11 protein-coding genes are annotated in these 13,306 nt (G+C 42.8%); 6 read left to right on the top strand and 5 right to left on the bottom strand.

The features are described from left to right. Positions 1-133 precede the first annotated feature (133 nt). Both L1D50_RS00860 and L1D50_RS00855 read left to right on the top strand, forming a co-directional pair. A complete protein-coding gene (locus tag L1D50_RS00860) occupies positions 134-1,246 on the top strand; it encodes a M35 family metallo-endopeptidase (protein ID WP_128725584.1) in 1,113 nt (370 codons plus the stop codon). A gap of 124 nt (positions 1,247-1,370) precedes the next feature. Continuing rightward, complete coding sequence (locus tag L1D50_RS00855) at positions 1,371-2,432, top strand: endonuclease/exonuclease/phosphatase family protein (protein ID WP_239965319.1); 1,062 nt, start codon at positions 1,371-1,373, stop codon at positions 2,430-2,432. A 98-nt stretch (positions 2,433-2,530) separates the two neighbouring features. Here the strand turns inward: L1D50_RS00855 and L1D50_RS00850 are convergent, their stop codons facing one another. From L1D50_RS00850 to L1D50_RS00835, 4 genes are all read right to left on the bottom strand, one after another. Beyond that, positions 2,531-4,399, bottom strand: coding sequence for a DUF885 domain-containing protein (locus tag L1D50_RS00850; RefSeq protein ID WP_239965318.1), 1,869 nt, complete (start codon positions 4,397-4,399; stop codon positions 2,531-2,533). Positions 4,400-4,654: 255 nt separating this feature from the next. Beyond that, complete coding sequence (locus L1D50_RS00845) at positions 4,655-5,341, bottom strand: transposase (RefSeq protein WP_128725581.1); 687 nt, start codon at positions 5,339-5,341, stop codon at positions 4,655-4,657. 409 nt (positions 5,342-5,750) lie between these two features. Next, entirely contained in the window at positions 5,751-5,939 is a 189-nt protein-coding gene (locus L1D50_RS00840; RefSeq protein WP_239965317.1) for a hypothetical protein, read from the bottom strand. A gap of 116 nt (positions 5,940-6,055) precedes the next feature. After that, the gene (locus L1D50_RS00835; protein WP_045964078.1) at positions 6,056-6,520 is read right to left on the bottom strand and encodes a CreA family protein; all 465 of its coding nucleotides are present in this window, start codon (positions 6,518-6,520) and stop codon (positions 6,056-6,058) included. Between the two features lie 340 nt (positions 6,521-6,860). Between L1D50_RS00835 and L1D50_RS00830 the strand changes: the two genes are divergently transcribed. The 3 genes from L1D50_RS00830 to L1D50_RS00820 all read left to right on the top strand — a co-directional run bounded on the left by L1D50_RS00830 (position 6,861) and on the right by L1D50_RS00820 (position 11,970). After that, positions 6,861-9,308 carry a TonB-dependent receptor gene (locus L1D50_RS00830; protein WP_239965316.1) on the top strand — a complete coding sequence of 816 codons (2,448 nt, stop codon included), beginning with the start codon at positions 6,861-6,863 and terminating at the stop codon, positions 9,306-9,308. Positions 9,309-9,362: 54 nt separating this feature from the next. Further along, entirely contained in the window at positions 9,363-10,847 is a 1,485-nt protein-coding gene (locus tag L1D50_RS00825) for a sulfotransferase (protein ID WP_239965315.1), read from the top strand. A 64-nt stretch (positions 10,848-10,911) separates the two neighbouring features. Further along, entirely contained in the window at positions 10,912-11,970 is a 1,059-nt protein-coding gene (locus tag L1D50_RS00820) for a hypothetical protein (protein ID WP_138522578.1), read from the top strand. On the opposite strand, the gene L1D50_RS00815 is transcribed toward L1D50_RS00820, so the two are convergent. Continuing rightward, complete coding sequence (locus tag L1D50_RS00815; protein ID WP_128725576.1) at positions 11,967-12,548, bottom strand: VTT domain-containing protein; 582 nt, start codon at positions 12,546-12,548, stop codon at positions 11,967-11,969. The genes L1D50_RS00820 and L1D50_RS00815 overlap by 4 nt on opposite strands. A gap of 142 nt (positions 12,549-12,690) precedes the next feature. Here L1D50_RS00815 and L1D50_RS00810 point away from each other — a divergent pair, with 142 nt between their 5' ends. Continuing rightward, the gene (locus L1D50_RS00810; RefSeq protein ID WP_138522576.1) at positions 12,691-13,287 is read left to right on the top strand and encodes an ACP phosphodiesterase; all 597 of its coding nucleotides are present in this window, start codon (positions 12,691-12,693) and stop codon (positions 13,285-13,287) included. Positions 13,288-13,306: the final 19 nt, after the last annotated feature.

Raw genomic sequence — 13,306 nt, 5'->3', positions numbered from 1 at the left:
ATTATTGTTAATTAAAAGTGAAGATTGAATTCATCTTTAAAAATAACGAAATGACAACAAGTAAACTCAGTCCTCACTACTGGTTTTGTACCTGCCAGCCGAGAGACTGTAGCAACCTCAACAGGAAGAAATAATGAAGCTACTATCACGCACACTATCAACAGGGTTACTCGCGGCAGCCGTAACCGCATCACTGAATGCTCAAGCAATGAATAAAGACCTAGCGGTAAGTGTTGATGTCGACACAAAAAGCAACGGCGATGTTATTGCGACACTAAATATCACCAATCAGGGTAAAGGTAATCAGAAAATTCTAAGCTGGTATACAGATCTTGAAGAAGAGCATATTTTCAAAATTACGCGTGATGGTAAAGAAGTTAATTTCTTTGGTCCTCACTACAAACGCCCGGCTCCTACTGAAGCTGACTTTATTAAGTTAAAGTCTGGCGAAACACTCACTAAATCATTTGAGCTTTCGGGCCTTTATGATCTTAGCCAGCCAGGTAACTACGAAATTAGTTATGATGTTGAGTCATTTGACCTTTTCGGTAAAAAAGAAATGCCACGTATGGCTGCCAGAACGATGGGGCAGCAATCAATGATGCGTGCCGATGTAGCAGAGCTCAGCTCAAACTCGGTAAACCTGTGGCTTGAAGGCGTTGCGATGACGAAAGGCAATGTTCAAATCAATGCAAAACCAAGCGCCCGCGCTGCTGACTGCACTGATGGCACTTGTTTTACAGGCCGTTGTAGTAACAGTGAAAAAACCAGTATTTTGTCAGCACTAAATGCTGCAGATCAGATCACTAATGACTCTGTTGCCTACCTAAATAGCCACTCAGCAAGCAACCCGTCTACGCGTTATCAAACTTGGTTTGGTGCAGCGACAAGCAGCCGTTATGCAACCGTGAAATCCAACTTCAATGCAATCAATGATGCAATCGACAACCAAGATCTCACTTTTGACTGTAGTTGTAACAAATCATACTTTGCTTATGTATACCCAAATCAACCATACAAAGTCTATCTATGCCGCGCATTTTGGAGCGCAAATGAGCTGGGTACGGATTCACGTGCAGGCACGATTGTTCACGAGCTAAGTCACTTTAACGCCGTGGCGGGTACAGATGACATCGTTTATGGTCAATCTGGCGCGAAAAACTTGGCAATTTCTAACCCAAGTCAAGCAATTCAAAATGCTGACAGCCATGAATACTTTGCGGAAAATACCCCATATCAAAACTAATCTCGACTAAATATCCCTGAACGAGTATCGGGTTTAGGCAACCGTCCAGACCCGATGCTATTCACAGCGATTTCAGCTAACATGAAATATACTTCTTGAATTCACCTATTTGCTGAGGAATTTCATGACTTGGGTTATCGTCGCGCTGTGTGGTTTTATCCTACTTGCTACGTTATTGCCACTTGCTAAACATCCGCACTGGAGTGTTAGAGCAATGGAGTTCCCGCGACTTCAGCTCGTTGTTATTACTGCATTTACGCTACTGCTGTCCATTTTCTACCTTAATCTTCAAAGCGTAGCCGCGCTTGCTGTCATTTCTTTATTAGCCTGTTTAAGTTTTCAACTGTGGTGGATTTTACCCTACACCCCGCTTTGGCCAGTCGAGGTAAAAAAAGCGACAACCAATACTCACACAATCAGCCTAATCACCGCCAATGTACTGCAAACCAATCGACAGTTTAATCTGCTATTGGAGCAAGTCCGAGTACATCAACCTGATATTTTAGTCACGTTAGAGAGTGATGAGATATGGGAGCAACAATTAGACTCGTTGTTAGATATACTGCCCTACAGCGTTAAATGCCCGCAATCAAATTTATATGGCATGCATGTTTATTCTCGCTACCCGCTAGACGAGGCAAAATGTGAATATATCGTTGAAGAAGGTGTACCTTCGATTCATGCAAAACTCAAGATCGCTCCCCATATCATGATCCAAGCCCATTTTTTGCACCCAGCACCGCCAAGCCCCACCGAAAACGAAACGGCCATTGAGCGAGACGCAGAATTGGTGGTTGTCGCCAAACGCGTCATAAATGAGCCTTTGCCTACCATAGTCACTGGCGATCTCAATGATGTTGCTTGGTCTCCAACCACGAGATTATTTAGGAAAATAAGTGGGCTTCTTGATCCACGAGTTGGCCGAGGCATGTTTAACACGTTTCATGCACAGTACCCGTTTGCACGCTGGCCGCTGGATCATTTGTTTTCGAGTCACCACTTCACAGTAATCGATATTAAAAGGCTAGACAACATAGGGTCAGATCACTTTGCGCTTTATGCAAAACTCGCTTATCAACCGGTCAAAAATGAAGATGAAGCAGGATTTGAGCTGAAAAAGAAAGATATACATCGCAGCAAAGAAATTATTGAAAATGCCGTGGCAAAGCCGAATTGCAAATTATGATCGTACATTAAGTGTGAACGAGTGCTAGAAATAGCAGTTTGTAGATAACTTCAGCTTGAAGCCAGCATCGTTCACTGACTTCAAGCCGAAAAGTATATTTACGACTTCAGAGAATTAATCCAAGTCTTGATATCTTCTTCAACAAGCGCCATTGGCCTTGCTCCCTTTAGCAACACCACGTCGTGGAATGCTTTAATATCAAACTTATCACCTAGCTGCTGTTTAGCGTACTCTCTAAGTTCAACTAATTTAAGCATACCTAACTTATAACCAAGCGCTTGACCTGGCCAAGCGATATAACGGTCGATAGCCGATACCACATCACTCATCGCCGTACCAGTTGCATCAGCAAAATAGGTGATCGCTTGGTCGCGTGTCCACTTTTTATAATGCAGGCCCGTATCAACCACCAGTCGAGCAGCACGATATGCCTCAGCTTGCAGGCGACCTAAGTCTCCAAAAGGGTCGTCCTTATACATCCCCATTTCGTAAGCCAATAGCTCTGAATACAGCGCCCAGCCCTCAACATAACCATTAAATGAGGCATTTTGACGCATCAAACCAATTTCTGTTTGCAACATATTAAGCGCAATTTGGAAGTGGTGACCAGGGACCGCCTCATGATACGTTAAGGTTTTCATGCCAAAGCTTGGTACTGCTTTCATGTCTTTTAGGTTGATTGAAAATACCCCAGGACGACTTCCATCAAGCGATGGACCGTTGTAGTAACCACCCGGTGCACCCGCTTCCACGGCTTTTGGTATACGTTTAACTTCAACAGGTTGCGGTGGAATAGTAGAAAAGTAATCTGGCGCTTTTTGTAAAATGCTCCCTATTTCACCACGCAAGAACGATAATAACGCTTCACGACCTTCGTCAGAATCCGCATATAAGAATCTCGACTCTTCATTGAGCTGCTTCATCCGGTCGCCAACAGTGCCTTGTGAATAGCCGTTTTGCTTGAGGATTTCGTCCATACGCTTTGAAATACGCTCCACCTCAGCAAGGCCAATTTGGTGGATCTCTTCCGCGCTCATATCAGAGTCCGCCAAATAGGTGATCTCATGCTGGTAGAAAGCTTCGCCATTTGGTTGGGCCCAAATACCGACATTTTCAGGCGCTTTACTCTCTAGAGCGTGCATAATCGCAGACACATTTTTAAATTCAGGATAAAGCTTTTGCTCAACAATTTGCGTTGCCTGTGCAACATAATCAGCGGCGGCTTTATCCGTAATACCGTCAAGATCTGCAAGTTTATCTTTAAACGATGCAACCAAAGGGTGTTCTGCACCACTTGACGCCGTGAAGTTATCTAAATAGCCTAGCGTGTTTGGAAACAGTACTTTTGGTAAAATTACGCCTTTATTGGCATCCGCTTTTACCTTATTTGCAACTTGCTTCGTGACTTCAACAAAAGCATTTAGGCGGGCAACATAGTCTTTTGCATCTTGCTCACTCTCTATTCCATGCTGGTCTTTAAGCACATTTGGAATATCCAGCAATGGGCCGGACAATTGGTTAACAATATATGGCAGGTGTCCGCCCCAAGTATCAATATAACCTGCCGAGAAGCCTTTATCCCCAGCATAATAACGTGCAATAACTTCATTTACTTTAAGGTGCAACAAGTCATTAGAGTTCGCCACGCCCGATTGTAATTGTTTTAATTTATCTGCGGCTGCGTTCATATCCACCTGAAGCGCCTGCATTCCGACAACCGAGTAATCCGGTAGTCTATTAGCATAGTGACCATATTCACTACTTGATAATTTAAGCGAAGTGGCAAGCGCGGGTTGGTGGTTAATAAATTGCTTGGTGTACTGCTCTACGACTTTGTCGATTTCTGCACGAGAGAGAGTTGGTTCAGTGGTTTTAGCAACAGATGTCGTTTCTGTTGTTGGCTTGTCTTGAGCACATCCGCTCAAACCTAGCACGACAGAGAGTGCTACCACGCTTATTTTATTCATTATTACGCCGCTCCATTAGGGTTGTTGTCAAAGCTAAAAATACCAGTGCAGATCTGGTTGCTGATGGAATAGTCATACCAATTTGAAAAAGCAAATGGATATAAGCACTTTATTCAGAAATGAAGTGCAATAAAGTGCTCATGCTATTCTCATAGATGCAACTACAAGTAACATATTTGCGTTTTTGTTACAGCTATAAAAGACGGAAAATTGCGAATTAATTGACTTTTCCCGCACTTTTGCAAACTAATTTGCTTAGCTTTCGAGCACTAGAGATTTTGGCGTGTCGACGCATTCCGGTGGTAACTCAACGATAATACGCTGTACACGACCTGTTGACTTGTCAAACAAAAAGCAAGCGTGTGGCCTTTGCTCCAGCTGTAAACTGATGGTGATACTCAAACTTTTAGGTAAAGCCTGCGCTATCACATCTCTCGACGCTTCTGTAAAAAGCACAGACTCAGGGGTAAATTGATAAAACTGTCCAAACTGCAAATCACAATGCTCGCCTTGCTGTAAGTCCTTCCTATATTCATATTGGTAGAGCTTGCATCCACAACCTGGGCCAAAATAATTGGTCGTCAATGCCGTAAAATTATAGTCCCGTGCCTGCGGAACAAAGCAGTGTTGAGAGCCCCGCTTTGGTGTTGGATGCCAAATCTGTGCACATACTTTAAAAAATGGTCGTTTATTTTCATAAAGTACATAAAGATCATCATTGTCCAACATCCCTCGAACGTGGTGCTGGTAGTCACTGCTACTCGCCACTTGTGCCGCGAGAAATTGCTTATTTTGTGATAGTCGATACAACATTTCAGCAAGTAGTCTTAGCGTACTGTCATCCAAGCAGTCTGGACCAGTATATAAGCTAGAAACGCAATTAATAAAATCACTAAAATTAATTGCCCCATGACTATAAAAGTTATCGAATTGGCGTGCCATATTTCTTCCTTGTGTTTGAGCGTTTTAGTCAGACGAATAGTGAGTACGTCAGCTAAAATTCGTATTTTTTAAAACAGAAACTTGCATATATCCGATTGCAAACTGCGCTGCTTTTTTCTTAGTCCCTAATTAAAGCTAATGCAGACTGGGGAGAACGCAACAAATTAATTACAATTTTAGTGACAGCCTAGTTAAGACTATTAATGAGATGAGTCAGAGATGGCAGTTTAGAGTTTATACGCTATACAGAGCGTAAGTGAAGCATGAGTATATGTCATAAAAACTTCATGCAAATTTATGCACTTAACACTACGCGCAACAAAGACTGAGCCGAGCGCACTATTTATATTAATTTTTCATCGTTTCGAATGACATTAATCAGCAAAACAAGATAAATCACGGTCCAAACTTACTTAGATTTGGACTCGGTAATCATCTCATCTTGACTAAACATCTCAGCCTGAGTTGCTTGAGATGAGATGCTATGAGCATCAGTTGTTAACGTTAAAACAACAAATAATACAGTCATCACTGCAAATGCAATATTGACCGTTTTCCCTAAAAAGCGTGTTTTTAGCATCACGATTTCTCCTAACATTATCACTACTAAGCTTAGTCGAAATCGTGAGCAAAAAGGTTTAATTCAAACAAAAAAATAATTTACTTAATGCAATTATCGAAACTTATGGGTTTATGTGCTAGCCAACATTCGAGTTAATTGGTTTTAACGCCTTGATAAGCCTGAGTTCCCCATAATGGCACTGTTGATAAGCTATGCTTAAAGCTACCAGAGGTTTCCTTAGTGGTATAGGCTAAGTACATCAAGGTTTGGTTTTTTGCATCAAAGATCCTTCTCACTTTCATTGATTTAAAAAATACACTTTTTGATTTTTTAAATACCACTTCGCCAGAGTCACTTTTATCTATATTCGCTAGCATTGCAGGTGTTATTTCGCTCGTTTGACGACAAGAGATAGAGCTATCGCTTGGGTCCGAAAAACTCAAGTCGTCTTCAACACTCGCCACATGACAGGTCACACCCGTTACAACAGGGTCAACCATAGAGTCCAGCTTTATATCTTTGAGCGTAAATAGACCTAGTGACACATCACCAACTTCACTGTCAGAGCAACCAAGTAACGTACAAGATGCCAACAATGCAAACATCAGCTTTTTCATTGTTTTTCCTTAAGATAATCGACGTACAAAAGAAACATACGGAGTTAATACTCTAAGCTATTTGAAAATTTTCGCAAACCATCTCATTTGAAAAAGAAATAACCATTCAAAAAATCAAAATAATTATTCACAAAACAAGAATAAGCATGTTAGCATGCGCCGCAGTTTCAAGGTGGCTAAATTTACCTAAACCATGAACAAAACATGGTGAGTCAATTCACCACCGGTTGTATGAAATTCTTTCTAAACTCGGGACAGAAATGCACCGCCTGCATAGTTACCCACTTCTAAAGATTGAAATTTCGTCATGTTTAATTCTTAATTTGAGGTTTCACCATTCATGAGTAAGCTCCATCCAAGCTTAGTCGCACTAGCAGTTAGTTCGAGTTTTTTTGTTGTTAATCAATCACAAGCTGAAGAAAGTAAGATTCAAGAAAAGTCAATTGAACGAATTCAAGTAACAGCCACTCGGCGCGCCGGCACAGTTCAAGAAGCGCCATTAAACATTACTGCCGTCGATAGCGATGTGATGAGCGACCAAAATATTGGCGACCTTGAAGATGTAGCAAGATGGGTTCCTGGTTTGACAATCACAGAACAAGGTGGCCGTGAGGGCTCACCTATTATTGTTCGTGGCTTGAATACTAATTCGTCGGAACGTGCCTCTGACTCGGGCACTGTAGCAACTTACCTCGGCGAAATTCCAATCAACGTAGATTTGCGACTAACCGATATCGAGCGTGTTGAAGTCTTAATCGGCCCACAAGGTACGCTATACGGTGCAGGTACGCTTGGTGGTGCGATTAGAACCATGCTAAAAGCACCTGTGCTTGATGTCATTGAGGGTAAACTCAGTGGCGACGTATTCAGTATCGATGAAAGTGACAGTAACGGTCATGAAATCGGTGCTGTCTTCAATATGCCTATAGCGATGGATGAGTTGGCCGTTCGTGCGAGCATTAACCGCTATCACAACCCCGGCTTTATGGATTATAGCTATGTGGTTAAGCAAGCTGGCGTTTCAAACCCAGACCCCGACTGGTCCAATGCTGAGGATGTTAAAGCGAATATCAACTCAGTGGCGGATGCAAATGATGAGACCATTACCACCACGCGTGTTTCTCTACGTTGGTTGGTGAGTGAGAATATCGATACCACACTGAACTATTTCCATCAAAAACAAGAAAATGGTGCTAACTCGATTTCACAGTATCAAAGCCTTGGCGCACAACACCCGCTTGCCGACTCTATTAAACCAAACGAGTCAGCCTATCGCGTGCTTGAACCTAATGAACAAGAAGACGACCTGCTTAGCCTTGAAATCAACGCCGATTTAGAGTTTGCTGATTTAGTTTCGGCATCCGGTTGGTCAAGCAAAGAACAGCAAGGCCAACGAGATCAAACCGATCTCCTTTATGATATTTGGCCAGGTTACGCGGACTTTCCTAGTTTTACCGCTTTGACTAAAGACACCACAGATCAAGACACGTTTACCCAAGAGATCCGTTTAGTCTCTAAAGGGGATAACGCACTAAATTGGATTGCAGGGGTATATTACAGCAAACAGGAAATTAGCTCGGACGATAGAGAGTACACGCCAGGGCTCACGGAGTTTTGGGGCGACGAAATCAACAATATTGAGCAAGATCTTGAATATATTGCACTGACCAATGCCACCAGCAAAGAGTCAGCATTGTTTGGCGAAATTGGCTATGCATTTTCAGACGATTTTAATATCACAGTGGGCGCTCGTTTCTATCGCTATGATGTTAAAACTGAGTCAGCGGCTGAAACCCCGCTCTATTCTGGTGGCCTGCCAAGCCTTGAGCAAATTTCATTTGAACAAGTCAGTGCCAAAGACAATGGTAGTTTGTTTAAGTTTAATGCCAATTACACTTGGCAAGATGGACTGCTGACGTACTTCACTGTCAGTGAAGGATTTAGGTTAGGCGGTGGCAACGGTTTGGAGTCCTGTCCAGAAACACTACCTGAGCAACAGATCATCTGTGCACTGCCGCATGAGCTTAGCTATAAACCAGATACCACCACTAATTATGAGCTGGGATTAAAGTCTACATGGCTGAATAACAAGCTGCATTTTAATGCCGCATTATTCAGTGTTGATTGGGAAGATGCACAGATCTCATCTGTGACGGTAAACGGTCAAGAGATCATTACCTCCAATGCAGGCTCTGCGAACTCTACTGGTATCGAGTTATCAACCCGCGCTATGTTGAACGACCATTGGACGGTGTATGCAACCTATTCTTATGCAAAAGCACAGCTCACTGATGATGCACCTGCCCTGTTTGCGGTATTCAAAGAAGGTGACTACAGCGCTGAAGAAATCGCGCTTTACCAGCCGTATTATGACGGTACTGACGGTGACCGCTTACCTGGCGCCCCAAAACAGCAGTTCTCATTCGGTTTAAGCTACGAGCAGGAAGTGTTCGACGACAAAGTGCTTAACGTTAATTATGGAGTAACCGCTCAGAGTGACGTATACACGAAAGTCGGACTCAAAGCTGACGGAGAGGTATTACCAGGCTTTGCCTTGTCTAACCTCAGTGCGAAGCTTTCAAGCGAGCAATGGGCCGTCACTTTTTATGTCGACAACCTGTTTGACAAATTTGCTTTCACCTCGGTAAGACGCGACAAGTCTTGGGCTGGTGAAGCTAAATTCGCGGCGTTAAACAAAGCCTTGCCTGAGCAGCAGCGTGTGTACGGACACTATGTCACAACACCTCGTACCGTTGGGGTCAAGCTGAACTATCAGTTTGAGTTATAATCAGCAAAAAACTAAAATAGAGAGTGAAGTTACCTTCACTCTCTTTACGTTGCGATGACATCATACAATCAGATCCAAAGCTATATTCAACAGCGTCAATTTCAAGCGGCGCATCACGCATTAGTCGCTCGCATTAATACCAATGCCAACGATCACCACGCGTACGCCTTATTGGCCGAATTGAATATCGCTCTCGGTAACCTCAGCAAAGCACTAAAAATTTACGACAAGTGCCTAAGTTTATTTCCCTGCGCATTTTACTCATTGAGCGCTGCCAAACTTGCGCTTTTTACCCAAGCACCATTAGTGGCAAAGCGTTATATTCTGCATTTGCTAGGTAACACACAGTTGTTGGGATCTGAGCACGATACCCTCGCAAATATATTACTGAGATTAAATCAATATACTGACGCTGGTTGGCATTTTAGCCATGCCTATACACGCTCACCACACTGTCCTGAAATCGCGCTCAACTATGCAATGCATTTAAAGATGTCTGGTGAATTAGCACAAGCGCGGACGCTGCTTGCCTCTTTAGTGCAAGCAAACCCAAGTAATGCAAAGTGCCAGTTAGCCTACTCAGAGCTTACTCCTGTAGAATCAGCACCGACTCGCATCTCTCAATTAGCAACTGAAATAACAGCACAAACTACACCACTTGCATTACAGCGGCTTCACCATGCACTGGCACTCGAATACGAAAAGCAAGAAAATTATCCCAAGGCATGGCAAAGCTTTATTGCCAGTAAGCAAGCGATCAGTGCTGAGATTTCCTATTCACCTAAACAGATGACGGATTACTTTCAAGCACTTAGTAAACTTCTCGACAGACCTATTGAATTTGCACCGGAGCAAACGCTTGCACCAATATTTGTCGTTGGGCTGCCGCGCTCAGGCACCAGTCTGATGGAGCAAATTTTAGCGCAATTGCTGTTACAGCCGCTGGGAGAGACCAGTATATTGCCTCAAGCACTTAGGGTTTGTCATGACTATAACAGCAATATTCAACATATCAGCCGCGCCTATGAAGAGGCTAACGCCATTGGGCAATATCGTCTCTTTAGCTCACAATCCGTTGATGGTGAGCAACGTTTTATAGACAAACAACCATTTCATTTTTTCTTTATCGATTTGCTCGCAAAGGCGTTTCCACGCGCGAAGTTTGTCGTGATGAAGCGAAACAGAACAGATACTTGTATCGCAAACTTCCGTCAACTATATCAAACGAACAGTCCCTTTCATGGCTACTCATACCGGATACAAGATATTCAAGCTATGTATGATGATACTTATACGTTTTTGCAAGATGCTGCACAAAAACATCCGACTCAAATTAAGTTTGTGAATTATGAATCGCTGGTAGAAAAGCCTCAGGCTGTGATGAGAGAAGTCTGTCGATTTCTCGAGTTGGATTGGCAAGACGGCGCACTTCACTTTTATAAGCAGGGTTATTACTCAGCAACAGCCAGCAAAATGCAGATCAGACAGCCATTAAATAACTCCAGTGTGGGTAAATATCGAAATACATACCCCATCTAGGAATATTGCTCCACTTCCGTGATGGTGCTAACGTTAAGCAAAAGGACTACAAAATAATAACGATATGAAGCAACTACTTCCTATTATATTTCTAGCTGCGTTAGCGGCCTGTACGCCATCAGAAATCACCAAAATAGAGCAAGAATTAACCCTTGCTCAACAGCAACGAAATTTAGATGCTCAACTTAACGCGCTCAAGTCGCTCAATGAGTATGATAGTAATAAGTGGCAAGCGTTATATTTAGAAACATTAAATGCCTCCACTTTGCTATCCGATGCACAACGCGCCTATGACAACGGCAACATTGTTACAGCTCAAATAGAGGCTGGACAATCCAAAGGGGTTAATAACTCATTGCAAGCGGATACATTGCTGCGTGCGTTATCTATCGATTACCCTTTGACTGAATTGATCGATGAATTAGTCCAATTGCAAACGACAGCAAGTAAAAATGAAATATCGTTCACTCGTTTTTTTAACCAGCCTCCTAGCAAGTGGAATACTATCGAAATCAATCAAAAGCTGCTTGCCATAAATACTAAGATAAAAACAATTACTGAGCTGATTGAAACACTGCAAAATACTCAAAGACAATCTCAGAGTTACCAAACGGTATTAGTAGAAGCAAAACGGCAACGAGGTTTACTAGCTGAACAGGAAGCGATTTTTTTACGCCACTTGCAACAACAGTTCAGTGTTTTACATCAAGCGCAATTTGCAAAGATTTATCAAACAGTGGTCGAACAACTTAATAACTTTGAAGAACGAGTGGTAGCCTCGATGATCCGCCAAGATCAAAATAAGTTAATTGAGACAATGCAGCACCAAAGCGAGCTGCTGTACAACATTGATCTCATGTTAAAGCAGACAGGCTCTGCAAGACATGCTGAGTTTGAGCCTTTTTACCTTGCTTATATTCAACTGCTGAATAAGTCCAAAGATTACAGAGAGTATGCTCGGCAAGGTGAAGCAGCCCTCGCATTATTTGAGCGCGCCGGAGCGCCTCATCACTTTTATCAACAGTATCAAATGTTGATGTCAGAGCCACTAGCACTGAGCGATGATTTACTCGCTTTTGCACGATCACAAAATGAATCAAAGTTTTTGTATAGAAAATACTAGCGACTAGCTATCCACCATGCGAGCAGCACAATGGCCGTTGTGAAAATGACGGCTTTTATTTTATGTTGTTTAATTAGCTTTTCAGCCTGATCACCAGCAAAATAAACGACCGCCGCCAAGCCAAAATAACGTAGTGAACGGGCAATACAGGTTGCAATTAGAAATTGTAATAGTGAAAATTTTGTGGCGCCAGCTGCTAACATGGCAATCTGAAAAGGTACTGGCGCAATACCTAAGGTCAACACAAACCAAAACCCCTGACTTTGCATCTGTGCTTTCACCTGCTCAAACTGAGACTGGCTCGATAGCAGCTCAATAACGGAGTCCCCTACTGCATCAAATAAATAATAACCCAACGCATAACCAAATAAGGCACCCATCACACACCCAACCGTTGCCATTAACGCAATTAGCCATAGTTTTTCTCGCCTTGCCTGCATAAGCGGCACCATCACAGCTTCAAGCGGAATCGGCACTATGGTTGACTCTAAAAAAGAGGCAACCGTGATCCCTTTGAGCATATTTTTTGATTCTACTAGTCGCTTGGTCTTTTGCTTCAATTCAGCCGTTAACGCCATCACACTTCCCCTGATGTTCACAGTAATGGAGACAAGCATAACCTAAGCTAGGTTTCTCCTTCCTGAATTAAATGGCTGGTATTTGTATGTGAGGACAAATGCGATACTCTGTTGTAGAGTGAATTATTGGGGGGATGTTTCTGTGAATTATTTGGCGCATTTGTACTTTGCCAAACCGACTGCCGCATCGCACTTTGGCAACTTGCTCGGTGACTTTCAAAAAGGCGTGAATATACAAGTACTGCCCAAACCTGTGCAACTTGGTCTACAAACACATAGGCAAGTTGATAAATTTACTGATAGCCACTCGATTACAAAATCTGCTAAACAACTTTTTTCGCCCGCGCGTCGCCGTTTTGCAGGCATTGCACTGGATGTGTTATATGACCACTTTTTGATTAAACACTGGCAGCAATATCACAGTACCTCGCTTGATGACTTTAAACGTCAGAGCTTTTCATTGCTGCACGATAACTTGCACATCATGCCTGCGCACATGCAACGAGTCGTTAGCGCAATGACACAAAATGATTGGTTTGCCACCTATGAATCCGTAGCTGGTGTAGGCCACGCGCTGGACAACATCGCCAAACGAATTCGCTTTCAAAACCAATTTACAGGCAGTGAAATGGATATAAAAAAGCACTACCACCAGCTTGAATCTGGATTTCAAACCTTTTTTCCGCAGTTGGTTGAGCATATGCAGCACCAGCCCACAGAACATGACAATTTAGAGTAAATACTTCTGCATATTTACT

This window comes from Pseudoalteromonas sp. Isolate6, assembly GCF_022398435.1.
Taxonomy (GTDB): Bacteria; Pseudomonadota; Gammaproteobacteria; order Enterobacterales; family Alteromonadaceae; genus Pseudoalteromonas; species Pseudoalteromonas galatheae.
Note: the sequence above shows the minus strand (reverse complement) of the source record. Positions and strands in the feature narration are given on the sequence as shown.

What these genes read in the sequence shown, in the direction of transcription:
- L1D50_RS00860 (WP_128725584.1), top strand. Translation starts at nt 134, where the DNA reads ATGAAGCTACTATCACGCACACTATCAACAGGGTTACTCGCGGCAGCC.
- L1D50_RS00855 (WP_239965319.1), top strand. Translation starts at nt 1,371, where the DNA reads ATGACTTGGGTTATCGTCGCGCTGTGTGGTTTTATCCTACTTGCTACG.
- L1D50_RS00850 (WP_239965318.1), bottom strand. Translation starts at nt 4,399, where the DNA reads ATGAATAAAATAAGCGTGGTAGCACTCTCTGTCGTGCTAGGTTTGAGC.
- L1D50_RS00845 (WP_128725581.1), bottom strand. Translation starts at nt 5,341, where the DNA reads ATGGCACGCCAATTCGATAACTTTTATAGTCATGGGGCAATTAATTTT.
- L1D50_RS00840 (WP_239965317.1), bottom strand. Translation starts at nt 5,939, where the DNA reads ATGTTAGGAGAAATCGTGATGCTAAAAACACGCTTTTTAGGGAAAACG.
- L1D50_RS00835 (WP_045964078.1), bottom strand. Translation starts at nt 6,520, where the DNA reads ATGAAAAAGCTGATGTTTGCATTGTTGGCATCTTGTACGTTACTTGGT.
- L1D50_RS00830 (WP_239965316.1), top strand. Translation starts at nt 6,861, where the DNA reads ATGAGTAAGCTCCATCCAAGCTTAGTCGCACTAGCAGTTAGTTCGAGT.
- L1D50_RS00825 (WP_239965315.1), top strand. Translation starts at nt 9,363, where the DNA reads ATGACATCATACAATCAGATCCAAAGCTATATTCAACAGCGTCAATTT.
- L1D50_RS00820 (WP_138522578.1), top strand. Translation starts at nt 10,912, where the DNA reads ATGAAGCAACTACTTCCTATTATATTTCTAGCTGCGTTAGCGGCCTGT.
- L1D50_RS00815 (WP_128725576.1), bottom strand. Translation starts at nt 12,548, where the DNA reads ATGGCGTTAACGGCTGAATTGAAGCAAAAGACCAAGCGACTAGTAGAA.